Here is a 24,505-nt window from a genome sequence, read left to right on the forward strand (position 1 = left end):
CGCGAAAGATACACACGACAATGACTGAACAGATGTACCGAAACCACTACGCGCCGCTGCAGCTTCCGGCTCCCGGCCCCCACTACAGCGACCCCGAATACCCGGACGTTGACGTCGCCATCATCATGGAATCCACCTACCCCTACCTCAAGGGTGGTGTGTCCGCGGTGGTGCACGATATCGTCTGCGAAAACCCGGATCTGACCTACGGCATTATTCACATCGCCTGGGATAAGAACTCCCCCCACGAAGACCTCTACGGCATGCCCGAGAACGTCAAGTGGGTCAAGGTGCTGTACCTGAGCCTGGAAGTCAACCGCGACGCCTTCGCGGAAGCCTGCGACCCCTCCGCACTGCGCATGAACTTTGCGGAGCGTCAGGCACTCACCCAGCGCCTCATGGACGGATTCAGCGCCCTCATCGCCGGCGACGTGAACCCCCTCTGGAAGCTCTACGACGAGGGCATCAACCCCGCAACCCGCAGCTACAACCTCTTCGGCCTCTTCGGAACCCGCGAGTTCATGCAGGCGATTGCGGGTCTGGGCTTCTTCTCCGAGGTGCCCTTCGGTGAGCTCTTCTGGAAGGTGCGCGACTTCGTCTCCATCCTCTTTGCAATCCTGCACGAGCGGATGCCGCACGCCCGCGTCTACCACGCCCACACCACCGGCTACGCGGCACTCATCGCCGCCGCAGCCGCACGTGACCACGGCACCAGCTTCCTACTGACCGAGCACAACCTCTACATTCGCGACACCGTGAACACCAAGCTCGAACGCAACATGGCGAAGCCCGTCACCACCGACTACGCCTTCCTCAACGAGGAGCGTGAGCACCCCGGCCTGGGCCCGGTCACCCTCGATGAGCGTGCCTGGTCCGTCTGGTTCGTGGAAATGGGTCGCTTCTGCTACCCGAGCGCCGACATGGCAACCTACCTGTACCCCAAGGCGCTGGAAGAGGCACGCGGTATTGGTGCGCCCATCGACCAGATGAACGAGGGCGAGAAGGACCGCGCAATCATTCTGCCCAACGGTATGCTCATCGAGTCCGTGGCGGAAGCCTACTACGCCCGCCAGGCGGCGCGTGCACGCATCCTCGCTGAGGGTCGCGGCCACGTGTGGCGCTTCGTGTTCATCGCCCGCGTGGTGCCCATTAAGGGCCTGACCGACCTGATCCGCTCCCTCGCGGTGCTGCGCGATCAGGGCCTGGTGAACTTCCACCTGGACGTTCTCGGCCCCAAGGACCACCTGCCCGAGTACTACGAACTGTGCCTGCGCACCATCGAAGAGCTCAACATGGGCGAGTACATCACCTTCCACGGCACCGTGAACGTGCGTGCGATGCTCGACCGCTTCGACCTGCTGCTCATGCCCAGCTACAATGAGGGTCAGCCGATTGTGGCGCTCGAGGCGATGGCTGCGTCCATCCCGCTGGTCAGCACCGACGTGGGCGGTATGTCCCAGCTCATCGACGATGTGCTGGTCGCCCCCGATGGCCACGAAATCGGTAACTGCGGTATCTTGACCATCCCCGGTGATATTCACGGCTTCGCGGCGGCGCTGCGCACCCTCATGGAGGAACCCAGCATCTACGAACGCTACTGTGTGAACGCCTACGACCGTATTGTCAGCTTCTTCCAGCTGCGACTGGTCATGGACCGCTACAACACGATTTACCGCGAGCTGGGCAAGTTGCCCCCTCGCGCCCCCGAATTCGACCCGGAGTACGATGGCGAATAAACTCAACCGCTTGGGCGGACCCGGCAAGTTTGGTGCCTGGGTCCGCTACGGCGGCAAGCCCATTACCCAGCAGCAGCTCGATTTTGCGGTCAAGAACTACTCTGTCGCAATCCTGCAGCCCTGGGAACTGGACGCGGCACGCTACCTGAAGAAGCGTGCACCTCAAATGGTGGTACTGGCGTATAAGTGCCTGTCTTCCACCCGCTCCTATGAGCCCGGCCCGATTTATTCCTCGGGTGTGTCTTACCCGCTGGCGCAGTCCATGGCGAACTCCGGTAAGGATTTCTTCGCCCACCGCCTCAACGGTGACCGCATCGAGTGGAAGGGCTACTCCAAGCACTTCCAGATGCAGGTGTGGAACGCCGACTACCGCTGGCACTGGGTGGACGCTGTGGTGCGCGAAATGCGCGACTCACCCTTCGACGGGGTCATGGCGGATAACGACGTGGAGAACGACTACTACGGTCTGGACCTGCCCATCCAGGGCGTGGAGTCCATGACGAAGATCCGTGAGCACCTGGATTTTCTGGTTGCTTACGCCGGTATTGAGCTGAATAAGATCGGCAAGATTCTGGTGCCCAATATTGCTGAAGCGCGTCTGCGCTGGGGCAAGTGGGAGCGTCACAGCGCCTACGGTGGCGGCTTTGAGGAGGTGTGGCTCGGCTGGGGTCCGAACGATTACCTGACCTCGCCGTATGCCGTGATGCAGGGCCGTGAGATTGCGAACGGCTCGGCGGGTGACGTCAACCTGGGCGCTACTTTTGCGGGCCTGGGTGGCCGCAGTGCCGCCTCGCAGAAGAAGGTGACGATTCTGCGCACCCCGCTTAGTGACCGCAAGGCTCCGATTACCGGCACGGATGAGAACTTCCTCTACGGTTTGGCGGGCTTCTGGGTGTTCGGCGGAGGCGCCTTCACCGGCATCAGCGCAACCCACCACGACGCCTACGACGAGATTCCGCACGCCCCCGAGCTCTCCTATGATCTGGGGGACCCGGTCGGCGGCATTATCGCGCAGAAGACCGCGCAGACCCGCGCGTTTACGAACGGCTGGGCGGCACTGAACACCGGCTCGAAGGATGTGACCGTGAAGGTTCCCTCCGGTTTGGTGGATGCGGCAAACCGCCCGGTGCCCTCGAGCTTCACGCTGCGGGCGCATCAGGGTGTGGTGTACCGCCGTAAGGCGTAATTTACCCCTTATTTGCGCATATAACCTCATAAACAAACCCACCGGCAATATAGCCAAATGGCTATATGTACCGGTGGGTTCGTTATATGTGTGTCAGATGAGCTGGGGTGACCTACTTAGCGGGGTAGGAGGGCACGTCGTAGCCGCCCATACGCTCCAGAACGCGAATCACCTGGCAGGAGTAACCGAACTCGTTGTCGTACCAGACGTAGACAATTGCGGAGTCATCGGTCACCACGGTAGCCAGCGAGTCCACAACACCCGCGGTGCGGGAGCCCACGAAGTCGGTGGAAACGGCCTCGGGGGAATCCGAGTAGCCCACCTGGCGGCGCAGAGCACCGTCAATGGACTCGCGGCGGAACAGCTCGTTCAGTTCCTCAGCGGAACCTGCGGGCTTGGTCAGCTTCACGTTCAGGATTGCCATGGAGACATCCGGGGTGGGAACGCGGATAGCGTTACCGGTCAGCTTGCCCTCCAGCTGCGGCAGAGCCTTCGAAACAGCCTTAGCAGCACCGGTCTCGGTAATGACCATGTTCAGCACAGCGGAACGGCCGCGGCGGTCACCCTTGTGGAAGTTATCGATCAGGTTCTGATCGTTGGTGAACGCGTGAACGGTCTCAACGTGGCCGCGCTCAACACCGTATGCGTCATCCAGAACCTTCAGCGCCGGAGTGATTGCGTTGGTGGTGCAGGATGCTGCGGAGAGGATCTTGTCCTCATCGGTGATGACGTTGTCGTTCACGCCGAACACGATGTTCTTCATGTCGCCCTTACCGGGAGCGGTCAGCAGAACACGAGAAATACCGGGGCGGTTCAGGTGCTGCTCGAGGCCCGGAACGTCGCGCCAGCGGCCGGTGTTGTCCACCAGCAGAGCGTCGTTGATGCCGTACTCGGTGTAGTCGACAGTGGTCGGGTCCGAAGAGTAAATGAAGCGAACCGGAACACCGTTAGCGATGATGGTGCTGTTCTCCTCGTCCACCTCAATAACGCCCTTGAAGGGGCCGTGAACCGAGTCGCGCTCCAGCAGGGATGCACGCTTGACCAGGTCCTTATCACCGTTCTTACGCACCACAACAGCGCGCAGGTTCAGACCAGAACCCAGCGGCGAGGAGGAACGCTCCAGCAGAATACGAGCCAGCAGGCGACCAATACGACCGAAGCCGTACAGCACAACGTCCTGCTCCTTCGGCTGGTCACCCTGGTGGTTCACAGAGGAACCCAGCTGCTCGGGCAGCCACATGGACAGCTCGGGGGAGCCCGCCTCGTGGTGTGCCTTGTGCAGGGCAGCAATGTTAATCGAGCAAGCGCCCAGGTTCAGCTCAGTCAGAGCACGAACCAGCTCGAGGGAGTGCGCGGGGTTCAGGGGCGCACCATCGATGTGGGATACGAAATCGTGCAGCTTCAGCAACTCAATGACAGACTTGTTGACCAGGCTGCGGCCGTGAATGCTCAGCACCACGCCGTTCTCGCGGTGCAGCTTACCGATGAGGGGGATCAGCTCCTCTGCGGTAGCCTCACGGTTAACCCAGGTAGCGGTTGCAGTCGTCACGTATGACCTTCTTCCTAACTTCGTCGTTGGAGGGTAGGCGCGACGATGCTGTCGCGTCAATACCGTGCCGGGCGTTAAGACCCGGCGTCGGTTTAAGTCTAACCCGTGTGAACCCCTCCAGACCCTCAAAATTAGCGATATTGAGGCTAAAAGTCAGAAGAGACAGAAGGCAGTTTGTGAACCCACACGGCAAGCCAACACAAGCCCTCAGAAGGGAAAGCAAAACCACTTTAAATACCCACAAAAACACACGCCACGAGGGCGCAAACATGAGTAGAATTGAAACCATGTTGACTGTAATCGGTGAAGCACTCGTAGACGTCGTCCACCAGCACGACGGAGAAACCCGCGCCTACCCCGGCGGATCGCCCATGAACGTAGCCGTCGGCGCGCGCCGCCTCGGCCACTCCACCAACTTCGTCGGCCACTACGGCCCCGACGCCTACGGCAAGAGCATTGACGCACACCTGGAAGCATCCCAGGTGACCCTGCCCTTCGAGCACAGTGCCGAGCGCACCTCCGTCGCCCAGGCAACCATCGGCGCCGACGGCGCGGCAGAGTACGAATTCGACATCACCTGGTCCCTCGACTCCGTCGCCGAGAAGCTCACCGAACTGGCACGCACCTCCGATGCAGTACACACCGGCTCCATCGCCGCCATGCTTGAACCCGGCGCGCACGTGGTCGCCGCAGCCTTTGAAGCCGCCCGCGACAGCGCCCTGCTCAGCTACGACCCGAACTGCCGCCCCACCCTCATCCACAACGTTGACGAGGGCCGCGCATGGGCTGAAAAGTTCGTCTCCCTCTCCACCGTCGTGAAGGCATCCGACGAGGACCTGCAGTGGCTCTACCCCGAGCGCTCCCTCGACGACACCGCCCGCGCATGGCTTGACCTCGGCGCAGAGCTGATGGTCATCACCCGCGGCGAAGATGGCCCCATCGCCTTCACCAAGAAGTACCCCGAGGGCATCAGCCAGCCCGCACACCGCGTTGAGGTTGCGGACACCGTCGGTGCCGGTGACTCCCTCATGGCGGCGCTCATTGCTGGCCTGCTCGACCGCGGCATTGCCGGTTCCGAGGCACGCGCTAAGGTCGCCGCACTGACCGCAGAAGAGATTGCCGACCTGCTGCGTTTCTCCGCAACCGCAGCCGGCATCACCGTCTCCCGCGCGGGCGCTAACCCGCCCACCCGCGAAGAACTCGACGCCGTACTCAACGGCTAAAAAATTCACGCCTCGCCGGCGGATAGCTCACTCTGTCCGCCGGCGTCGCCATATCCACCCGCACCCCAACGCTGAGGAGCACCATGACCAACATTGGCACCGCGCCCCTGCCCCGCGAACCCTACGCGGGCATGCCCGAACTGCCCGAATTTACCCTGACCTCCACCGACATTCAGGACGGCGGCACCGCCCCCGAATGGATGCGCTCCGCACTCTTCGGCATTGCTGGTGGTCAGGACCGCTCCCCGCAGCTGTCCTGGAGCGGATTCCCCGAAGGCACCAAGTCCTTCGTGCTGACCTGCTTCGACCCGGATGCGCCGGTCCCCAGCGGCTTCTGGCACTGGACCGTCTCCAATATTCCCGCTAGCGTGACCAGCATCGACACCGGTGCGGATGCACCCGCCGGCGCCCTGACGCACCGCAACGACGCCGGCGTGGCGGGCTTCCTGGGTGCTGCGCCTCCGGCTGGTCACGGCCCGCACCGCTACATCTTCTGCGTCACCGCCGTGGACGTGGAGAAGCTCGACATTGACGAGAACGCCACCCCCGCCGTCGTGAACTTCAACCTGCTCGGCCACGGCCTGGGCCGCGCGTTCCTGACCGTCACCTACGCGGAACCGGTAGCCTAACACGTAGCCTTAACCAGCACCGACACACCCCATCACCGAAGGCAAACACTGCATGATTAAACTCATCGCCAGCGACCTGGACGGCACCCTCATCGGGCACGATTTCCGGTTCCGTCCGCGTACCTTGCGCGCCCTTGAGGCTGCCCGCGCCGCCGGGATCGATATCGTCTTCGTCACCGGCCGCCCGAGCCGCTGGCTCACGCCCCTGCGTGAGCAGACCGACTTCGACTCTTACGCTATCTGCTCCAATGGCGCCGTGGTGTACCACCTGGGCGCGAACGAGGTGGAAGAAGTCAACGGCGCTGATCCGGCGGTGATTGCCCGCACTCACGAGCTGCTGGAGCCCATGTTCCCCGACGCCACCTACACCCTCGAAACCGTGGATACCGTCTACATTCAGGGCCCGCACGAGGGCGGTGAGGTGCTTGAGGGCGCCCGCGTGGTGGAGGCGAAAATCGCCGAGGCGCTCGAACGTATTGGTTCAACCCCGGTCATTAAGTACCTGATTCGTGTGCCCGGCATGGACCCGGATATTCTGCAGGCGCGCGTGCATCAGGCGGTCGGTTCGCTGGTGTCGGTGACCCGCGGCGTGGTCGGTGAGCCGCTCATCGAAATGGGCTCTAAGACCGTGAATAAGGGGCGGATTCTGGAGAAGTTCGCGGCACGCCACGGCGTTGAGGCGCACGAGGTGATGGCGTTTGGTGACATGCCGAATGACGCGGAGATGCTCTGCTGGGCGGGGGAGGGCTTCGCCATGGCCTCGGGGCAGCCGGCACTCATTGCGAAGGTGGGGCGCACTTGCCCGCCCTTCCATGAGGACGGTGTGGCGCAGACGATTGAGGCGATGCTCGCCGAACGGTCCTAGCCGCCTAGCACTGCTATCCAGCACGAGCCATCCGGTGCTAGCTATCCAGCGCTAGCGGCTGGGTGAGCCTCCGCAGACATAACTCAGACATAAACTTTTATGTCTACACATAAAAAATTTGAGTCTAGACATAAAAATTTATGTCTAGACTTAAATTTTTGTGTCTGATTTGTGTCTAGACTAAAATTTTTTGTATGAACAACGTGGAATGGACCCCCGAATGGCTTGCTGAAACCATCAAACTACTGCGTACTCACGGCAGCGATACGCAGTTTATCGAGGTTAAAAAAGCCCACGGAGGCTACCCGGGAAGCCTAGACGCAACCCTGAGTAGCTTCTCCAATAGTTCCACGGGCGGAATCATTATCTGCGGCCTCGACGAGAATAATGACTTTGCGCCTGTAGGCGTATACGACCCTGCAGACCTAGAAAAAACTCTCGGCAACAAGCTCCGCAGGGGCCTCAAGCCGCCGAACACCATGGAATCCGGCACCATCCTCTACGAAGACGCCAAAATCTTTGTTGCCGCAATCCCTCCGCTGCCTCCCTACGAACGCCCCGCCTACATTGGCGGTAAAGCGTACGTGCGTTCCGGCGACGGTGACCACGAAATGAGCCGCCACGAAACCGACCTGATGGTGGCTCAGCGGACACGCACCGGATTCGATGAGGAGCCGGTAGAATACACCTCCCTGGCTGACCTAGACGAAGGCCTCAAAACTGCTTATCTGCGAGACGTCTGTGCTAAATCACGCCGCCTCGCCGGAAGTTCCGATGAAGAAGTGCTTCGCCGCAAGGGAATTATTGCCCTCGGAACCGATAATCTTTCCCTCGCAGGCCTATACGCCTTGGGTTCCTACCCTCAGGAGTTCAGGCCCTCGCTCAAAGTCACCGGAGTCGTCATCGACCCAAGCGGTAAAGCCCGCAACCTCGACAAGTTTGAGGCGGACGGCCCCATCCCCGCGATGCTCGAAGAGACTCTGGCATGGGTCAAGCGGAACCTGGCACACCCGGTTGTCGAACTGTCCAACGGGCACCTCATCAACGGGCAGGAAGTACCCGATATTGCCCTTCGCGAGATTCTGTCGAATGCACTCGTACACCGCAGCCTCAACCCCAAAGCAGATACCGAAGAGGTGCGCGTCAGGATTTTCCCTGACCGAATCTCTGTAGAGAACCCCGGCGGTCTATACGGAATCACTCTCCAGCGTCTGCAAGAGTACGGCGAACGCTCCCGCGTGAATGACCGCCTGTATGACGTCTGCACGCATGTAACAACCCCCGACGACGGATACCGAGTCATCGAAGGTGAGGGTAGTGGCATCTACACTGCCCAGGAGGCGGTGCGTCAGGCAGGGCTGAAACCCATCCAATTCGTTGATGGGGTCATTCGTTTTACCGCGATTATCAGCAGGGAGCCTCTGGATGGTACTCGTGCCGCCGATGTTGGTTCACCGCAGCAGAAGTCGGAAGTAGACCCGCGCCAATCGTCATCTACGGTTCCTGGTAACCGTCAGGAGGCGGTGCTTCTCTCCCTGCGCTCGCTACGTCACCCCGCCGGTATCGAGGACATCATGGGTGCTCTTCCTGGGCCTTTTGCTGAGCTGCAGAAGCCGCAGGTCCGGTACGTCCTCACGAAGCTCCTTCAAGAGGGCGTGATCGTGCGTGAAGGCGGTCGAGGTAACCGCAATACGACATACCGCCTGGCCTAACCGAATATCGGGCTAACATGCAAAAGCGGCCCGGATGGAAACCAATCCATCCGGGCCGCTTTTCTACAGCCTACGCCTCAGGAGCATCACTCCCAACGGGCGGTGAAGAACTTAGTGTCCCTCAGTGCTCTTTTCAGGGTCGAAGGGCTCCAGAGGGTCGCCAGCAGCCTTCGTGTACTTCGCAATGAAGGTCATCAGGTGGAAGATAATCAGGGTCGCAGCGGTACCCAGAGCAATACCGGCGAAGGTCATCCCATCGAAGGTCCAGGTGTAGTCCGCAATACCCACGATCAGCGCCACAGCGGCGGTGGTCAGGTTGATCTGGTTCGAGAAGTTCACGCGGTTCTCGCTCCAAATACGAACGCCGAGCATACCAATCATGCCGTACAGTACGGTTGCGGCACCGCCCAGAACACCCGCGGGAACGGATGCAATAGCCGCGCCGAAGCCCGGGAAGAGAGACAGGACAATCGCGAAGATAGCCGCCACCCAGTACGCCGCGGTGGAGTACACCTTGGTCGCAGCCATCACGCCGATGTTCTCAGCGTAGGTGGTGGTACCCGAACCGCCACCCATGCCTGCGATGGTGGTTGCCAGGCCGTCCGCCATGAGGGCGCGGCCGGAGTAGTCGTCCAGGTTTTCGCCGCTCATCTGAGCCACCGACTTCACGTGACCGATGTTCTCAGCCACGAGCACCAGAATCACGGGGATAAACAGGCCGGCGAGCTCCCAGTGGAACTCGGGGGTCTGGAACTGCGGCAGGCCAATGAAGCCCTGAGCCTGTACGGTCTCTTGAATCTTCTCGAATTTCACCTCGCCGCGAATCACAGCGGTGATGTAGCCGATACCCACACCCAGCAGAATGGACAGACGACCAATGATGCCCTTGAAAAGCACCGAAATCAGGATGATGGAGCACAGGGTCACCAGCGCGGTCACCGGTGCCACCATGAAGTTGTCCTTAGCGCTCTTCGCCAGGTTGAAGCCAATCAGCGCCACAATCGAACCGGTTACGACCGGGGGCATGAGCTTGGTCAGCCAGCCGGTGCCAGCGAACTGAACAATCAGACCGACCAGGAACAGCGCCACACCCGCCATGACGATACCGCCGAGGGCACCAGCGGGGCCGTGTGAGTTCATGGCAGCCGCCAGGGGCGCAATGAACGCGAAGGAGGAGCCCAGGTAGGAGGGGACGCGTCCGCGGGTAATCAGCAGGAACAGAACCGTGCCGAGACCCGAGAAGAACAGGGTGGTTGCCGGGGGGAAGCCGGTAATAATCGGCACGAGGAAGGTCGCGCCGAACATTGCGACCACGTGCTGCGCGCCGATGCCGATGGTAATCGGCCATGCGAGGCGCTCGTTCGGGGCAACAAAGGAACCGGGCTTGATACTGCGGCCGTCGCCGTGGATCGACCAGTCAAAGCCGAGAAGCTTAGAGATGCTCAAAGGGAGCTCCTGAGGTGAATGTGGTGGTGTATAAAATTCCACATAATTCTACGCGTATGCGGGTGTGGGTCACAGCTAAACGGCTATAAATATGAGCAGGGATACGTTGAGTGGGGCATATATTCTCTTATGATGAGCCCCAAACCCCTAATATATAGCCCAGAATGCATCAATACCCCGTATATGCAGTTCAAGGCATATACGGGGTATTGATGCAAAGAGCGAATAAAAACCTCGCTACACACAGCTCAACGGCTTAGAGAGCGTCACGCAGGTTCTCCAGGTGATCGTAACGCGCCAGCTCATAACGCAGGTGACCCTCAGTCGGGGACTGAACCGGCAGGAACGACGCCTCACGCAGGCGACGAGCAGTCGGGGAATCGGCCACGTAACCGGCGCCTCCAACAACTTGCAGCTCAAAGTGAGTAGCAATGGTTGCAAAGTGAGACACACCCAGACGCAGGCTCAGCAGGTCACGACGCTCAGCACGCTCCGGCTCAGAAGCCAGGCGAACCAGTTCCTCACGCAGGCTCTGGTACTCCGCCAGAATCAGCGGGAACTCAGGGCGGAACACGCCCTGCGAGACATCCAGGTGCTTAGCAGCCTCCTGCAGAGCACCAGCGGCAAGACCTAGGCAGAACGACGACTGAACCAGCAGGAACGGCGCGGTCACATCGTGCAGGAACGCCTCAATGTTGTCGCTGAGAACATCCTCGCTCGGAACGAAAACGTCCTCGAACTTCAGGGTGCCGGACTCGGTGCCGTTCAGCGCCAGCAGGTTGCGGTGGTAGTCAACGCTCAGGCCCTCGACGTCCTGGCGGACGGTCACGATGTAGCGGTTCGGGTGGCTTTCCGGGGCGTTCTGCACAGCCACCGGAAGCACAATCACGCCGCCCGGGTACAGGTTCGACGCCCACGACACGGAACCGTTCAGCTTCAGACCGCCCTCAACGAGGGTACCCTCCACCTTGATCGGTGCCAGACCCGAAGCCTCCTTGTACGCCGCCGCCATGGCGGTGGTGCCGCTGACGGTTGCATCCGCCAGACCGGCGGGCAGCTCGCGGCCCACAGCGTCAAAGAACGCAATGGTCGAGCGGTGAGCCCACAGGGAGAACGCCGTGGAGGCGTCCTCGGTAGCAAGGTCGAAAGCCACCGAAACCTGGGGGACCAGGGAGCCGCCGTCGCGGCCCAGGGTAATCAGACCGTCCTTAGCGATTTCGCGCAGGTTTTCGAAGGGGGAACGCTCGCCGCGGTCAACAGCATCTGCGTGGGTTCGGGCGAGTGCGAGCACCTGCTCGCGCTGGGGGTAATCGTAGAGGGGTTCGAGAGTGAACTCGGACATGGGGTTTCTCCTAAGCGGGGAGCATCGCGTCTATGCGTGCAGCTTGAACAGTCGGTCAATGGGGGTGCTGACGGCCTTACGGGCGCGAACAACAGCTTCTTCGTCGGGTGCGTCGTAGAAGCAGAGGCACTTTGCGGTGTCTTCGCGAACGTAGGTGCGCAGGAAGGAAACCTCGGGTACTTCAGCGTACTTGGGGGCGTTTGCCTTCTTGCGGGTCAGGTACTGTTCCATAGTAATCTCTGCGGGGATGTCCCACTCAACCAGGTAGTCTGCGTCCTTCTTGAGCTTCTTGATGTCTTCGAGCTCTGCGCCGACCAGGCGGACTGCGTCGGGGCCTGCGACGGATGCGCGCTCACCGATTGCTGCGGCGAGGTCGGGGCCGAATGCGGTGTTCTCGGATTCGACGATGACGAAGACGATCTTGTGGTCTGCGGAGACCTGGGTTTCGATGAGCTCGGCGCCGTTGGTCAGGGACGAGTTGACGGTCTCGATGAGTGCGGTTGCTTCGTCCTTGGACGGCTGTGCGGGGGTCAGTTCTACCAGGTAAAGTGCCATGATTTTCTCCTCGGCTAAGGGTTGAAGGGTCGTGCCGGAAGGGGTTTTCCGACTCGTTCTGGATTCACCTTAGACCTGTGCTTGAGGGCTGTCTAGTAGATTTCTGTTCGTGGCTTAATGCGTCCTTTTGTGACCCTGTTTTCCGTCACGCGCGTTCACGCGGAGACATAAATCGTCACAGTTCCGCGCGCGGCAACCCGCCTACGGCCGCAGAATTTTCGCGCGGGTTATCGAACCCGATGGCGCATCTATCCGCGTCGTCCTGCTCGTGTCGCAAAGTCGTCGAGGGCGCGGTTGAGAGCGGGGACAGTCCACACTTTTTGCCCCTGAATTTTGACGCGCTCTCCACGCAGAATCTGCAACTCCACCATGCGGTTGAGGAGGCGATACACACTAGCTCGGGACCCCTGCGTGTGCTCCTCCACCATGTGCGCGGTGAAGGCGGGCTCAGTGCAGCATAGGTCGGTGAGGGAACGCAGGAGAGGGGTTTTACGCTGGGCAATGGACAGCACCTCATCGCGCAGGGTTTCAATGTCTTGCGCCAGGAGTTCTGCGTTGGTGATTGCCTTCTGCGCGGCGTCGATGAAGAGCTCGATGATGGGCTCAGCATCGCCTGCACGGTAGTCGGTGAGCGCCTGAATGTACCCGTCAGTATCGTGCAGCAGCCCGGAGGAGATGGGCAGAATCACGTGGCGAGTGACGCCGCAGGCGAGCAGGAGCGCGGAGATGAGGGCTCGTCCGGTTCTGCCGTTGCCGTCGGTGAAAGGGTGGATCGTTTCAAATTGGGCGTGCGCGATAGCCGCCTGTGCGAGGGGGTCAATATCGCGGCGGTTCATGAAGGCTACAAGGTCTTCGAGGGCGGCAGGAACCCGCTCGTGATGCGGTGCCACATAGTCGGCGGCGACGGGTGAATCACCCTTAATCCACACCCACTGGGTGCGGAGTACGCCGGAGTCCTGCTGCAGGCCGCGGGTCAGTTCGCGGTGCATCGCGAGGATATTATCGACGCTAATGTTCTCTGCGGTGTTCAAGGCTGCACGCATGGCGTGAACATTGCGCGCCACCAGCTCGGCGTTAACGCCGACCTTCGACCCGCTTGCACCCAGGACAGCTAGCGAGAGCCTGCGTGCGCTAACGGTAAGGTTTTCAATCTGTGAGCTGGAGGCGGATTCGCCGCGCAGAAGAACTGCCGAGAAGGGGATGCCGCCGATGTGGTGGAGTCGCTCATCGAAGCGGGTCATTGCGGTGGCGTTCTCTTGGAGGCGCACTCGCAGTGCGGGGCTGAGTTCGACGTTGAGTGCGGCAATGGAGGCGGGTACGGCGCTGGAGAAGGGGCCGGAGTTGCGGCGCGTTGCGCGTCGGGAGGCGAGGGCGTCGCGGTGAACCCAGGGGGTTTGCGGCTCCCATGTGAGGGCGGGCCAGGTGATGGCTGAGGGCATGGTTCCTCCTCCCTCCTCCTCTTCATCGGTGTCGTCTTGCTGGTCGTATGGGGGGTCTTAATAAGACAATACACTTCGATTTTCTTATTAAGGCGCTTAATAAGAAAATCCGCGCGGATTGTCTCATTAAGGAAAAGGCCCCGAACGCCCCTAAAGCCGCCCCTCCTGAACCTCCTCAACTTGCTGGCACTTCCGGATACCAGGGCGTGCAGCAAAGGCCCCGAACCCTTGGTAATTCAAGGATTCGGGGCCCCTAGCCTAATATACGCTCGCCTATACACGCTCACGCCGCCTGAAAACAGCGAGTCAGCAGTGCAGACAAGCAACTTTGCGGTTACTTCACGCCGCGCATCATCTTCTGAACCGGCTTGTGCACCAGGAACAGCAGAATACCGGTCGCGATGGTGATAATACCCATCCAGGTGAAGTAGGGAACCTCAGTCTCCATGCTGTAGAACGGAGCCAGCCAACCGGACAGCACGGTGCCCATTGCCACGGAGGTGAAGTACAGCGCCATCATGTTCACGCGGTGCGCCTTCGGTGCGAGCTTGGTCGCCAGCGAAATACCCACCGGCGAAATAATCAGCTCAGCGATGGTGCAGACGAACAGAATCAGCACGATCCAGCCGACGTTCACGCTCTGAACGCCTGCTTGAGCGAGGAAGATCCAGAACGCCAGGCCGATGATAATCAGCGCTGCGGAGAACTTCAGGGTGGTGACCGGCTGGCGGTCACCCCACTTGGTCCACAGGGCGGAGAACATCATGCCGAAGACGATGATGAAGATCGGGTTGATGGAGTTGACCAGGTTCGGGCTCAGCTCCATGCCCAGGATGTTCCAGTTGAGGCGCTCATCCGAGTACACCGCCATGACGGTGAACTGCTGCTGGTACAGTGCCCAGAACACGGCGTTTGCAATCCACAGGGGGATGAACGCGGTGACGCGGGAACGCTCATCGGAGGTTACGTCCTTGGCGCTCAGCAGCTGAGCGAACAGGGCGATAGCGCCGATGAAGATGAAGCCCATGACCCAGTTCTTGAGGTTGTCTGCGGTCATCAGACCGGTCGCCAGCAGGATGCCGAGAACGACGACGATACCGACCAGTGCCAGGAAGAAGTTACGCTTCTGGGCGCCGGTGAAGGGGGTACCCACGTGGTGCACAGAGGCGGGCAGGTTCTTGCGGGTCAGCGAGTACTGAATCAGGCCGGCAGCCATACCGATTGCGGCAAGGCCGAAGCCGAGGTGGAAGCCGCCGGTCTGCCAGCCCCAACCGGTCAGGATCGGGCCGAGCAGTGCACCGGTGTTCACACCGATGTAGAAGATGGTGAAGCCTGCGTCGCGGCGGGAGTCGTTGTCACTGTAGAGCGAACCGACCAGCACGGATGCGTTACTCTTCAGACCGCCGGAGCCGATAGCGACCAGCAGCAGACCAATCACCACGCCGGGGACGCCGGGGATGAGGGAGAGGGAGACGTGACCCGCCATGATGCCTATGGCGGAGTAGAATAGGGTACGCTCGGGGCCGAGGATGCGGTCACCGAGGATACCGCCGAGGATTGCCATGAGGTACACGACTGCACCGTACGCGCCGATAACGCCGGTGGCGAGGTCCTTGTCGAGGCCCAGGCCGCCCTTGTCGGCGGTGTAGTACAGGTAGTAGATCATGATGCCCTGCATGCCGTAGAAGGAGAAGCGCTCCCACATTTCTACGGTGAACAGGTTCGCGAGCATGCTCGGGTGGCCGAAGAAGGTCTTGGTGTCCTTGGGTTCGGCACCTGTGATGGTGTTGGACATGGTGGTAATTCTTTTCTGTGCAAGCCCGGGGTTCTGTGTGACCCGGGCAATATGTGTATAAGTGTATACCCTTGCCCATGCATATGTATACATGGCACGCACCTATATTTCACAGAATAAACTCTTATTCAGTGCATGAAAAACCATTTCGATTTTTTCGTATGCACTGCTTCCGAATCTCGCAAACCCCCAAATACCGGGCTAGATGCGCCACGCACCCCCAAAGCGCTAGAGTGGAACCATAACTATGCCCACCCGGCACCCCGCCGTGCCGACCGGCTCATTTTTAACCATTTCAAAGGAGAACCCCATGACCGCTGTACCCCAGGTTGACCCCCGCGACGTTCCCGCAGGCGCAACTATCATCGACGTGCGTGAAGACTACGAGTGGGAGGGCGGCCACGCCACCGGCGCCAAGCACATCACCCTCGGCACCATCGCTGAGCGTCTGGAAGAACTGCCCGCACCCGGCGAAGACTTCTACGTCATCTGCCACGGTGGCGGCCGTTCGAACCGCGCGGCAACCTTCCTGCGCGAACACGGCTACGCCGCACACAACATTGCGGGCGGCACCAGCGCATGGTTCGCTGCCGGTCTGCCGATGACCAGCGAAAACGGCGAAGCACCCGCAGTCGTTCACTAAACCGCCAGTTCGCCTGTACGCCATACAATGGAGTCCGTGACTGAAACTTCCGCGGACCGTATTTTTTCTACCTCGAACGCTCCCGCTTCTGCGTCCCCTCATGCCCTGCCGAGTATTCTGCAGAGCATCCCGTGGGATGCGCAGACGCGGGAGCTTGTCGTGCGCCCGCTTCCTTTCGCGGTGAACTGCGAGGAGGCGTACCCGCTGCTGAGCGGTGGCGCTGAGTATTCCTTCTGGCTGGATTCGGCGCGTGAGGAGTCGCCTATGTCGGTTGCCTCGTATGTAGGTGTGGTCCCGGCGCAGCTGTCGCCCTTGCGCGTGGATTCGGCGCGTGCGGCGGCTGAGTCTGGCGGGGAAGACCCCTTCGCCCAGTTGGAGGCGGCGCTCGCCCGCGCACCGCGCGTGCACCCGGATACCGCGGCGGCAACCGGTCTGCCCGCGGGTTTGCGTGGCGGTTACGTGGGCTATTTCGGCTATGAGGCGCGTGCCGCCATGGGCATGGAGCACGGCCACCCGGTGCCGGGCTATCTGCCGGCGTATGAGGCGCCGACCCCGGATTCTCTGTGGTTGCCGGCGGTCCGCTACCTGGTGCATGAGCATGCCCGCCCGGGGGCTGCGGCGCGTAGCTGGCTGGTGGGCGATGAGTCGTGGTGTGAGGCAGCGGAACAGCTGCTGAGCGCGGCGGGGAAGCGTGCCTCCGAGGGAACCCCCGTAAATACCCCTGAGCTCGCCGAGCTTCTGCTCTTCCCGGCACCCGCAGCGGAAGCCTACATGGATGCCGTTCGCACTAGTCAGCGCGAAATTTACGAGGGTAACAGCTACGAGGTGTGCCTTACCGCGCAGACGGTCGCGCGCATCCCCAATCCGAGCCCGGAGCTTTTCTTTGAGCTGTACCGCCGCCAGCGCGCCCACAACTCGGCACCGTATGCGGCGTATCTGCGGTGCGGTGATTTTTCGGTGCTTTCTTCTTCGCCGGAGCGTTTTTTGAGCGTGGATACGCACCGCAACGCGCAGACCAAGCCGATTAAGGGCACGATCGCTCGTGGCGTTACTCCGGAAGAAGACGCCGCGGCGGCGGCATGGTTGCGTACCGATGAGAAGACCCGTGCCGAGAACCTCATGATCGTGGATCTGCTGCGTAATGACCTGTCCACGGTGTCTGACCCGGCGTCTGTGCGCGTGCCCGTGCTCATGGGCGTGGAGAGCTATTCGACGGTGCATCAGCTGGTGTCTACGGTCAGTTCGCGTCTGCGTGAGGGCGTGAGTGCGGTGGCTGCCGCGCGGGCGTGCTTCCCGGGCGGTTCGATGACGGGTGCCCCGAAGCCTTCGACCATGCAGATTATTGAGGGCCTGGAGGGTCGCGCTCGCGGCGTGTATTCGGGTGCTTTGGGCTTTGTATCGGCGGATGGTTCGGCGAACCTGTCGATTGTGATTCGCACGCTCGTGGCGCACGATGAGGGCACGGTGACTCTTGCCGCCGGTGGCGCTATCGTGGCTGATTCCGACCCGGCCGCCGAGTATGAGGAGATGCTGACGAAGTTGCGTGCTGCGTTGCCGCCGTCGGTGGGTCGCGTGGTGGAATAACCTAGCGCTGGAATAGTGCAGGGAATAGTCTGCGCCGCCTGCACGTGAGCCGCTACACTTGAACTATGACTAAGCTTTCTGAAAACCTCCCCATTGAAGAAGCCCGTGAACGCCTGCGCCAGCTGATTTCTGAGCTGGCTGTGGTGCGCGGGCACGTGGTCCTCGCCTCCGGCAAGGAAGCCGACTACTACGTTGACCTGCGCCGCATCACCCTGCACCACGAGGCTTCTCGCCTGGTCGGTCAGGTTATGCTGGACCTGCTGGATAAGAACGGCATCGAGTTTGAGGCTGCTGGCGGCCTGACCATGGGCGCTGACCCGGTGGGTACCGCGATTATGCGTGCCGCTGGTGATCAGGACCGTGCGATTGACGCGTTTGTGGTGCGTAAGGCTCAGAAGTCTTACGGCATGGGCCGTCAGGTGGAGGGCCCGAGCGTTGAGGGTCGCCGCGTGGTTGCTGTTGAGGACACCTCCACGACTGGTGGTTCTGCGCTGACTGCTGTTGAGGCGCTGCGTAAGGCTGGCGCTGAGGTTGTGGCGGTTGCTGTGATTGTTGACCGTGCGACCGGTGCGAAGGAGCATGTGGAAGAGGTTGCGGGTGTCCCGTGCCTGTACGCGTACTCGAAGGATGAGCTGGGCCTGGACTAGTCTCTACTGGCTTGGACTAGGACCTCGTGAATTTTTAAGACGTTCCCGTTGCGGCGGGTGAACCCGTGCCGCTGGCTGCTGTGTGTGGCTGGTGGTGCGGGTTTTTGTCTGTAAGATGGCTCTGTGGGCGCCGGTGTGGCGCTGGTTGTTGGCGTGAAGGTGGTTGTGATGGTTGAGAATCGTGAGGCGGCTGAGGCTGTACCTGCTGAGGCTGTGCCTGCGGATGCGGCTGTAGCTGAGGCTGTTGAGGGTACTGAGCAGGGTACTGCCCGTTTTGAGGTGGGTGTGGGCCCGTGGGAGGGCCCGTGGCCCGAGGGTGACCATTGGGATGAGGAGCTGCTGCGTGAGGGCGACCGCCGTAACGTGGTGGATAAGTACCGTTACTGGTCGATGGACGCAATTATTGCTGACCTGGATACGCGCCGCCATGATTTTCATGTGGCGATTGAGAATTGGCAGCATGACCTGAATATTGGCACGGTGGTGCGTACTGCGAATGCGATGTTGGCGAAGGAGGTCCATATTATTGGGCGTCGCCGCTGGAATCGTCGTGGTGCGATGGTGACGGATCGTTATCAGCATGTGCGTCATCATCCGACGATTGAGGATTTTGTGGCGTGGGCGCAGGCTGAGGGTCTGGAGATTATTGGTATTGATATTTTTCCGGATTCGGTGCCCCTGGAGACGTATGATCTGCCGAAGAAGTGTGTGCTGGTTTTTGGTCAGGAGGGCCCGGGTTTGTCGGAGGAGTTGCATGCGGCGGCTAGGGATACGTTGTCGATTGAGCAGTTTGGGTCGACGCGTTCGATGAATGCGGCGACGGCTGCGGGTATTGCGATGCATGCGTGGGTTCGCCGCCATGTGTTTGGTCAGATTCCGTCGTAGCCTGGCGGCTGTTTATGAGGTGTTTAAAGGTTCCGATGCGTTGTGTGCGCGTCGGAACCTTTTTTGTTGGGGGTTGGGGTGGCTTAAACCACGCATGGAATTACCTAGGCGTGTTAGTGTTAACGCAAATCACAGGAGATGTGAGAATCGCACTCTCAATTTCGGTTTAGGGTATGCGATGGATTTCCTGGCTTCGGCTCGCCAATGGTTGCGGGTTGTGCATATGAATGACCGCGACGTCATTCCCCTGAAAGGAGTCGGTAACAATGAAGAAATCTGCTGCTCTGTTCGCCTGCTTTGCTTTAGCTTTAAGTTCTTGCGCCGCTGCGCCTAAAGATACTAGCCTCAAAGCCCAGCTGGATTTTGAAAATAACTATATTACTCTTCCCCTCGACGAATACGATATGAGTGACCAGGCCGAAGATATAACATATAGGGCGTATTTGTTGATTCTTAAAGAGTGCTATGCGAAAAAAGGATACGATTTTGAAATTCTAGAAAACGGCTTGGTTTCTGGCAACGCCTCCCAGTACGGCTCCTGGAACGTGAAGCATGCGGCGAATCATTTTACGTCCATCCAAGTCAGAGATGAGCAGGAAAGGATTTATAAGAGCATCCCTGAAGACGTCAGGGCCAGCTGCCGCGAAGAGCATCGGGAAGAACTGGATATGCTCTATTTTGATGAGGATGATGAGAAAAAGTACCGCCCCGTCGAGCGTATCCGTAGTGAAGCGTACATGCGTGCGCAGGCTGACCCTGAATGGAAGAAAGCCCGCTCAGATTGGTGGGACTGCCAGCGTGAGAAAGGGTTGACGCCTCGCACCGGGGACGGTGAATGGACGAGCAAAGAAACGGCCAATCTGAATGCTGATGATCCCAAAGTGTTGGAGGAGGTTATCCGCCTGGCAACCATTGAAGCTCAATGTAGCGAGAAGGTGAGGCTGGCTCAGCGTTTGGGTGATCTTGAGGCGTCTTATCAGGGGCCTTTGATTGAGAAGAATCAGGCGCTGCTGAATGAATTGAAGGCTGAACGTGATGCGAAGATAGCGAAGGCGCGCGAAATTATTGCCACCCACCAGTAGATATCAGCAACAAGCAGATAGCATCCCTTGGGATAATTGGGGTAACTCCGTTTGAACGTTACAACGAGGTATGGAGGAGGAAAAGCCTATGCGTAAGGCTCTCTCTGCGGTAACAGTATTCTGCCTGCTGGGGGCGTGCGTATCCTGCTCCAACAGTGCCGAGCGGGACACCTCACGAAAAGCTGTTCTCGATTATTCAAAGAACTACATACACCTTCCACTGGACGAGTATGCCTTCGATGAACTAACAATCCGTACGGTGAGCACGGCATGGCACACGCTCATGTCCGAATGCTACGCGCACCACGGGCAGTCCTACGCCGTACCCTCAATAGACACCCCGCAACCGGGAGGCCTATACGGCACCTGGAACGTCGAGTACGCCAAAAAGTACGGGTATTCCCATAAGGAGGAATCCCGAGGCTCGGACGATTCAGCAGCGGACGACATCAATGCCCAGTGCCAAGAAGAGGTGAAAGCCGCATTCTCTGACGTCGAACTGGACGAAAAAGAATACCGGTTTGTAGGAGAGCTAAACTCACAGGCATACACCTACGCCTCCCAAACCGATGAGTGGAAAAATATCCGCTCAGAATGGTGGACCTGCCTGCGTGAACGTGGGCTAACCCCCAGAGAAGGAGAAAGCGACTGGATGTCCGAAGAAAGCGCACATTTCATGGCCTCCTCCCAAGGCAACGAAGAGGCTAAGCCGGAGGAAATTCGCCTCGCGACCATTGAAGCTCAATGTAGTGAGAAGGTGAGGTTGGCTCAGCGTTTGGGTGATCTTGAGGCGTCCTATCAGGGTCCTTTGATTGAGAAGAATCAGGCGTTGCTGAATGATTTGAAGGCCTATCGTGATGCGAAGATAGCTAAGGCGCGCGAAATTATCGCCACCCACCAGTAGCCGCATCCACCTGAAAGGCAGAACGGGCGAACCAGCCGCAGAATGCCCACAAGTTGCCCATAGAAAATCCGTGCATAAGAAAATCGCACAAGAAGGAGCCGGGGAGTGTCACACTCCCCGGCCCTCACTTTATTCACTCTCAACCTCGCAGCCCATGCTGGCGCACCTACAGGCTCGCCAGCTCAAGGCCACTCAGCGTCAGGTTACTTGAGCCCTTTAGCCCACCGGAACGTTAACGTTCACCAGCGAGTACAGATCCTTCGGATCATCCGGGCTAGCAACCAGGTCAATGAACTGCTGCAGGTCGGTGTCCTGCGTAGCCGCACGGGCATAACGCAGACCCGAGAAGTCAGCAATCGCGAAGCCCACCGAATCAAACAGGGTAATCTGCTCATCCGACACGCGGCCCGGCTCCTCACCGGTCAGAACCTTCCAGAACTCCACCACCGGGAAGTCCGGGTCCTTCTGCTGAATCTCGCCCTCAATGCGGGTCTGCGGCGGGAACTCAACGAACACGGTGGAGCGGTCCAGAATTTCGCTTTCCAACTCAGTCTTGCCGGGGCAGTCGCCACCAATAGCGTTCAGGTGCACGCCGGGCTTCACCTGGCGGTCCAGCAGAACCTTCGCCTGCTGCTTATCGGCGGTGCAGGTGGTAATAATGTCGGCACCCTCAACAGCCTCGTCCACGTCCTTAGCCAGGTGGATGCGGAAGCCCAGCGGCTCCAGGTTACGGCGGAACTTCTCCATCGCGTGCGGGTCAACGTCGTAGACGGACAGGTCCTCAATGCCGAGCACCGCGCGCATACCCAGCGCCTGGAACTCAGACTGCGAGCCGGTACCGATCATCGCCATCTTCTTCGAATCCTTGCGTGCCAGGTGCTTAGCAACCATGGCGGACACACCGGCGGTACGTAGCGCGGTCAGCAGGGTCATCTCAGCCAGGAACACGGGGTAGCCGTTATCCACGTCAGCGAGCAGACCGAACGCGGTCACGGTCTGGAAGCCGCGTGCCGGGTTCGACGGGTGGCCGTTCACGTACTTGAAGGAGTAGGTGATGTTATCGGAGGTGGGCATCAGCTCAATCACACCGAAGGGGGTGTGGGAGGCGACGCGCGGAATCTTGTCGAAGCTCTGCCACTTCTTGAAGTCTTCTTCGAGGAAGTCGACCATGCCGGCAATGATGTTGCCTACGCCGTCCTTCTGAATCCACTTCGCCATCGAGGCGACGTCAACAAATTCCACCGCGTGTGCGCTAGGACGTTCAGTCATGATTTTCTCCTTTGAATATCTGCACAAAACTTCTTTGTGCATCTGGTGGTCACTGCGGATATCTATTATCTCAAAATATATTGCAGGACACACCGTATTAGAAATGCTGTAGATATGTACTTTGCTTTATGTATTACACGGATGTAATACGGAACGAACACGAAAAGACGTACAGGGAGGGGGTTCCAGACTCTATTGGCTAGAGTTGAGTGGCCAGAGTCTACTGGCTAGGGTCTAGCGGCTGGGGTCTAGAACCCCCTCATTCGCCTTCACCGGAATCGGAGGCTGCCGTCGGGTTAGTTGCCCTTCGGCTTGTCCTCGTCCTCAGCGTCCAGTTCACCCAGGTCAATGTGGGTACGAGGCTCCGACACGAGCTTCTTCACCACGGGGCGGGCAGCAATCACAGGCACGGAACCGGTGTAGCCTTCACGGACGCGAGCAATCTCGTTGACGCGGTCACGAACCGTGTACCAGCCGATAATCAGCAGCGGGATAACCAGCAACAGCGATGCCAGGGTGTAGGTGCCGACCGGGTAATCCAGTGCCATCAGCACCAGCACAACAGCGAGGAACACCATCACAGCCCAGTCGCTGAAGCGACCGCCGGGTGCGCGGTAGTTGGGGCGCTTGTACTTGCCCTCGCCGACCAGCTTCAGGTACTTCTGGTGCGACATTGCGATAGCCGCCCAGCTAGCCATGGTGCCCACGGATGCGATGTTCAGCACGACCTCGAACGCCTGCTCGGGAACGAAGAAGTTCAGCACAACGCCGAAGAGGCCAATCACACCGGTCAGCAGAATACCTGCCACCGGAACGCCGGAGCGGGACACCTTGGTGGTGAACTTCGGTGCCGAACCTGCAACACCCATCGAGTGGAGAATACGGCCGGTGGAGTACAGGCCAGCGTTCAGCGAGGAAGCAGCCGCGGTAATAACGACCAGCTGCATAATCGGTGCGGTACCGTCAATGCCGATAGCGTCGAAGAAGGTCACGAACGGCGACTCTGCATCCTTGTATGCGGTGTAGGGCATGAGCAGGCAGAGCAGAACCACGGAACCAACGTAGAAGATCGCGATACGCCAGATCACGGTGTTGATAGCGCGGGGGATAACCTTCTCAACGTTCTTGGTTTCACCACTGGTGGTGCCGACCAGCTCAATACCGGCGTAGGCGAACACAACGCCCTGAACCACGATAAGAGCGGGAAGAATACCGTTGGGGAAGAAGCCGTCATTGGCTGCAATAAGGCTCAGGCCGGGGGTGACGCCGTTGATGGGTTCACCGAAGACCAGGTACCAGATACCTACCGCCATGAAGGACAGCAGGGCAAGAATCTTAATGAGTGCGAACCAGAATTCCAGCTCACCGAAGAGCTTCACGGAGATGAGGTTCAGAGCCACAGTGACGATAACGACGATGAATGCGCTAAGCCACTGGGGAATATCTGCGAAGAACTGGTTGTATCGACCGAACCAGCTGATGTAGATAGCGATAGCGGTGGCGTCTGCAACGGCGGTCATTGCCCAGTTCAGCCAGTACAGCCATCCGGATACGAATGCGGCCTTTTCGCCGTAGAATTCGCGGGTGTAGGAGACGAAGGAGCCCGAGGAAGGGCGGTGAAGGATCAGCTCGCCGAGGGCTCGAAGGATCAGGTAGCCGAAGAAGCCGATGACGGCGTAGATGACGGCGAGCATGGGGCCTGCGTCCTGCAGGCGGCTACCGGTGCCCAGGAACAGGCCGGTACCAATAGCAGAACCGATGGCGATCATCTGGAGCTGACGTGCGCCAAGCCCCTTGTGGAAGCCTTCCTGTTCGTGTGCGAACGGGTCGTCTGTGGGGGGCTTAGTGTACTGATCCGCTGCAGAAGTCTGCGGGTTCTTGTTCGGTGAGGTGCTCACGCTATACCTCCTTGGATAGTTACGTCTGAAGCACGTGCTACACGAAATGTGGTTGGGAACACGTCTGCGGGTTGTAATGACTATAGCACGGTAATTTAGGTAAATATAACCCGCAT

The 24,505-nt window shown here is 59.7% G+C and carries 20 protein-coding genes; 12 read left to right on the plus strand and 8 right to left on the minus strand.

Annotated elements, in window-relative coordinates; translation table 11 throughout:
* Positions 1-20 precede the first annotated feature (20 nt).
* Both pelF and HMPREF2605_RS00600 read left to right on the plus strand, forming a co-directional pair.
* Positions 21-1,736 (plus strand): GT4 family glycosyltransferase PelF, encoded by a 1,716-nt coding sequence (gene pelF / locus HMPREF2605_RS00595; protein ID WP_070599560.1) that lies wholly within the window; start codon positions 21-23, stop codon positions 1,734-1,736.
* Entirely contained in the window at positions 1,726-2,922 is a 1,197-nt protein-coding gene (locus tag HMPREF2605_RS00600; RefSeq protein ID WP_070846648.1) for a putative glycoside hydrolase family 15 protein, read from the plus strand. The genes pelF and HMPREF2605_RS00600 overlap by 11 nt, the downstream gene beginning before the upstream one ends.
* Before the next feature lie 112 nt (positions 2,923-3,034).
* On the opposite strand, the gene HMPREF2605_RS00605 is transcribed toward HMPREF2605_RS00600, so the two are convergent.
* Positions 3,035-4,471, minus strand: coding sequence for a glyceraldehyde-3-phosphate dehydrogenase (locus HMPREF2605_RS00605; RefSeq protein ID WP_070738108.1), 1,437 nt, complete (start codon positions 4,469-4,471; stop codon positions 3,035-3,037).
* A 287-nt stretch (positions 4,472-4,758) separates the two neighbouring features.
* Here HMPREF2605_RS00605 and HMPREF2605_RS00610 point away from each other — a divergent pair, with 287 nt between their 5' ends.
* The 4 genes from HMPREF2605_RS00610 (at position 4,759) to HMPREF2605_RS00625 (ending at position 8,900) form a co-directional block, all read left to right on the plus strand.
* Positions 4,759-5,694 carry a carbohydrate kinase family protein gene (locus tag HMPREF2605_RS00610; protein WP_070846649.1) on the plus strand — a complete coding sequence of 312 codons (936 nt, stop codon included), beginning with the start codon at positions 4,759-4,761 and terminating at the stop codon, positions 5,692-5,694.
* Positions 5,695-5,777: 83 nt separating this feature from the next.
* Positions 5,778-6,323 (plus strand): YbhB/YbcL family Raf kinase inhibitor-like protein, encoded by a 546-nt coding sequence (locus HMPREF2605_RS00615; RefSeq protein ID WP_070846650.1) that lies wholly within the window; start codon positions 5,778-5,780, stop codon positions 6,321-6,323.
* A gap of 52 nt (positions 6,324-6,375) precedes the next feature.
* Complete coding sequence (locus HMPREF2605_RS00620; protein ID WP_049354094.1) at positions 6,376-7,188, plus strand: HAD-IIB family hydrolase; 813 nt, start codon at positions 6,376-6,378, stop codon at positions 7,186-7,188.
* Positions 7,189-7,382: 194 nt separating this feature from the next.
* Positions 7,383-8,900 carry an ATP-binding protein gene (locus HMPREF2605_RS00625; RefSeq protein WP_049354093.1) on the plus strand — a complete coding sequence of 506 codons (1,518 nt, stop codon included), beginning with the start codon at positions 7,383-7,385 and terminating at the stop codon, positions 8,898-8,900.
* Positions 8,901-9,011: 111 nt separating this feature from the next.
* Here HMPREF2605_RS00625 and HMPREF2605_RS00630 read toward each other — a convergent pair whose 3' ends face one another.
* The 5 genes from HMPREF2605_RS00630 to HMPREF2605_RS00650 all read right to left on the minus strand — a co-directional run bounded on the left by HMPREF2605_RS00630 (position 9,012) and on the right by HMPREF2605_RS00650 (position 15,477).
* Complete coding sequence (locus HMPREF2605_RS00630; RefSeq protein WP_049338612.1) at positions 9,012-10,346, minus strand: uracil-xanthine permease family protein; 1,335 nt, start codon at positions 10,344-10,346, stop codon at positions 9,012-9,014.
* A 256-nt stretch (positions 10,347-10,602) separates the two neighbouring features.
* Positions 10,603-11,688: an acyl-CoA dehydrogenase family protein gene (locus HMPREF2605_RS00635; protein WP_049354092.1), complete on the minus strand. Its 1,086-nt coding sequence runs from the start codon at positions 11,686-11,688 to the stop codon at positions 10,603-10,605.
* 30 nt (positions 11,689-11,718) lie between these two features.
* Complete coding sequence (locus tag HMPREF2605_RS00640; RefSeq protein ID WP_012902691.1) at positions 11,719-12,243, minus strand: DUF4242 domain-containing protein; 525 nt, start codon at positions 12,241-12,243, stop codon at positions 11,719-11,721.
* A gap of 248 nt (positions 12,244-12,491) precedes the next feature.
* Positions 12,492-13,682, minus strand: a complete 1,191-nt coding sequence (locus tag HMPREF2605_RS00645) for a Fic family protein (protein WP_012902692.1) — start codon at positions 13,680-13,682, stop codon at positions 12,492-12,494.
* A gap of 334 nt (positions 13,683-14,016) precedes the next feature.
* Positions 14,017-15,477, minus strand: a complete 1,461-nt coding sequence (locus tag HMPREF2605_RS00650) for a peptide MFS transporter (RefSeq protein WP_049338608.1) — start codon at positions 15,475-15,477, stop codon at positions 14,017-14,019.
* A gap of 310 nt (positions 15,478-15,787) precedes the next feature.
* Here HMPREF2605_RS00650 and HMPREF2605_RS00655 point away from each other — a divergent pair, with 310 nt between their 5' ends.
* The 6 genes from HMPREF2605_RS00655 to HMPREF2605_RS00680 all read left to right on the plus strand — a co-directional run bounded on the left by HMPREF2605_RS00655 (position 15,788) and on the right by HMPREF2605_RS00680 (position 21,222).
* Positions 15,788-16,120: a rhodanese-like domain-containing protein gene (locus HMPREF2605_RS00655; protein ID WP_005504230.1), complete on the plus strand. Its 333-nt coding sequence runs from the start codon at positions 15,788-15,790 to the stop codon at positions 16,118-16,120.
* A 27-nt stretch (positions 16,121-16,147) separates the two neighbouring features.
* Complete coding sequence (locus HMPREF2605_RS00660; protein ID WP_070633590.1) at positions 16,148-17,704, plus strand: anthranilate synthase component I family protein; 1,557 nt, start codon at positions 16,148-16,150, stop codon at positions 17,702-17,704.
* A 65-nt stretch (positions 17,705-17,769) separates the two neighbouring features.
* On the plus strand, positions 17,770-18,351 hold the full coding sequence (gene pyrE / locus HMPREF2605_RS00665; protein WP_005507935.1) for an orotate phosphoribosyltransferase: 582 nt from the start codon (positions 17,770-17,772) through the stop codon (positions 18,349-18,351).
* A 123-nt stretch (positions 18,352-18,474) separates the two neighbouring features.
* On the plus strand, positions 18,475-19,236 hold the full coding sequence (locus HMPREF2605_RS00670) for a TrmH family RNA methyltransferase (RefSeq protein ID WP_246828141.1): 762 nt from the start codon (positions 18,475-18,477) through the stop codon (positions 19,234-19,236).
* Between the two features lie 266 nt (positions 19,237-19,502).
* The gene (locus HMPREF2605_RS00675; RefSeq protein ID WP_070846651.1) at positions 19,503-20,318 is read left to right on the plus strand and encodes a hypothetical protein; all 816 of its coding nucleotides are present in this window, start codon (positions 19,503-19,505) and stop codon (positions 20,316-20,318) included.
* Positions 20,319-20,406: 88 nt separating this feature from the next.
* Positions 20,407-21,222 (plus strand): hypothetical protein, encoded by an 816-nt coding sequence (locus HMPREF2605_RS00680; RefSeq protein WP_070846652.1) that lies wholly within the window; start codon positions 20,407-20,409, stop codon positions 21,220-21,222.
* Positions 21,223-21,438: 216 nt separating this feature from the next.
* Here HMPREF2605_RS00680 and HMPREF2605_RS00685 read toward each other — a convergent pair whose 3' ends face one another.
* Together HMPREF2605_RS00685 and HMPREF2605_RS00690 are read right to left on the minus strand one after the other, a co-directional pair.
* Positions 21,439-22,491 (minus strand): ornithine cyclodeaminase, encoded by a 1,053-nt coding sequence (locus HMPREF2605_RS00685; RefSeq protein WP_005504242.1) that lies wholly within the window; start codon positions 22,489-22,491, stop codon positions 21,439-21,441.
* 296 nt (positions 22,492-22,787) lie between these two features.
* Positions 22,788-24,389 carry an amino acid permease gene (locus tag HMPREF2605_RS00690; RefSeq protein ID WP_070846653.1) on the minus strand — a complete coding sequence of 534 codons (1,602 nt, stop codon included), beginning with the start codon at positions 24,387-24,389 and terminating at the stop codon, positions 22,788-22,790.
* Between the last annotated feature and the right edge of the window lie 116 nt (positions 24,390-24,505).

It is taken from the genome of Rothia sp. HMSC065C03, assembly GCF_001837295.1.
Taxonomy (GTDB): Bacteria; Actinomycetota; Actinomycetes; order Actinomycetales; family Micrococcaceae; genus Rothia.

Coding starts and splice junctions, on each gene's coding strand:
- pelF (WP_070599560.1), top strand. CDS start 21: ATGACTGAACAGATGTACCGAAACCACTACGCGCCGCTGCAGCTTCCG.
- HMPREF2605_RS00600 (WP_070846648.1), top strand. CDS start 1,726: ATGGCGAATAAACTCAACCGCTTGGGCGGACCCGGCAAGTTTGGTGCC.
- HMPREF2605_RS00610 (WP_070846649.1), top strand. CDS start 4,759: ATGTTGACTGTAATCGGTGAAGCACTCGTAGACGTCGTCCACCAGCAC.
- HMPREF2605_RS00615 (WP_070846650.1), top strand. CDS start 5,778: ATGACCAACATTGGCACCGCGCCCCTGCCCCGCGAACCCTACGCGGGC.
- HMPREF2605_RS00620 (WP_049354094.1), top strand. CDS start 6,376: ATGATTAAACTCATCGCCAGCGACCTGGACGGCACCCTCATCGGGCAC.
- HMPREF2605_RS00625 (WP_049354093.1), top strand. CDS start 7,383: ATGAACAACGTGGAATGGACCCCCGAATGGCTTGCTGAAACCATCAAA.
- HMPREF2605_RS00635 (WP_049354092.1), bottom strand. CDS start 11,688: ATGTCCGAGTTCACTCTCGAACCCCTCTACGATTACCCCCAGCGCGAG.
- HMPREF2605_RS00640 (WP_012902691.1), bottom strand. CDS start 12,243: ATGGCACTTTACCTGGTAGAACTGACCCCCGCACAGCCGTCCAAGGAC.
- HMPREF2605_RS00645 (WP_012902692.1), bottom strand. CDS start 13,682: ATGCCCTCAGCCATCACCTGGCCCGCCCTCACATGGGAGCCGCAAACC.
- HMPREF2605_RS00650 (WP_049338608.1), bottom strand. CDS start 15,477: ATGTCCAACACCATCACAGGTGCCGAACCCAAGGACACCAAGACCTTC.
- HMPREF2605_RS00655 (WP_005504230.1), top strand. CDS start 15,788: ATGACCGCTGTACCCCAGGTTGACCCCCGCGACGTTCCCGCAGGCGCA.
- HMPREF2605_RS00660 (WP_070633590.1), top strand. CDS start 16,148: ATGGAGTCCGTGACTGAAACTTCCGCGGACCGTATTTTTTCTACCTCG.
- pyrE (WP_005507935.1), top strand. CDS start 17,770: ATGACTAAGCTTTCTGAAAACCTCCCCATTGAAGAAGCCCGTGAACGC.
- HMPREF2605_RS00675 (WP_070846651.1), top strand. CDS start 19,503: ATGAAGAAATCTGCTGCTCTGTTCGCCTGCTTTGCTTTAGCTTTAAGT.
- HMPREF2605_RS00680 (WP_070846652.1), top strand. CDS start 20,407: ATGCGTAAGGCTCTCTCTGCGGTAACAGTATTCTGCCTGCTGGGGGCG.
- HMPREF2605_RS00685 (WP_005504242.1), bottom strand. CDS start 22,491: ATGACTGAACGTCCTAGCGCACACGCGGTGGAATTTGTTGACGTCGCC.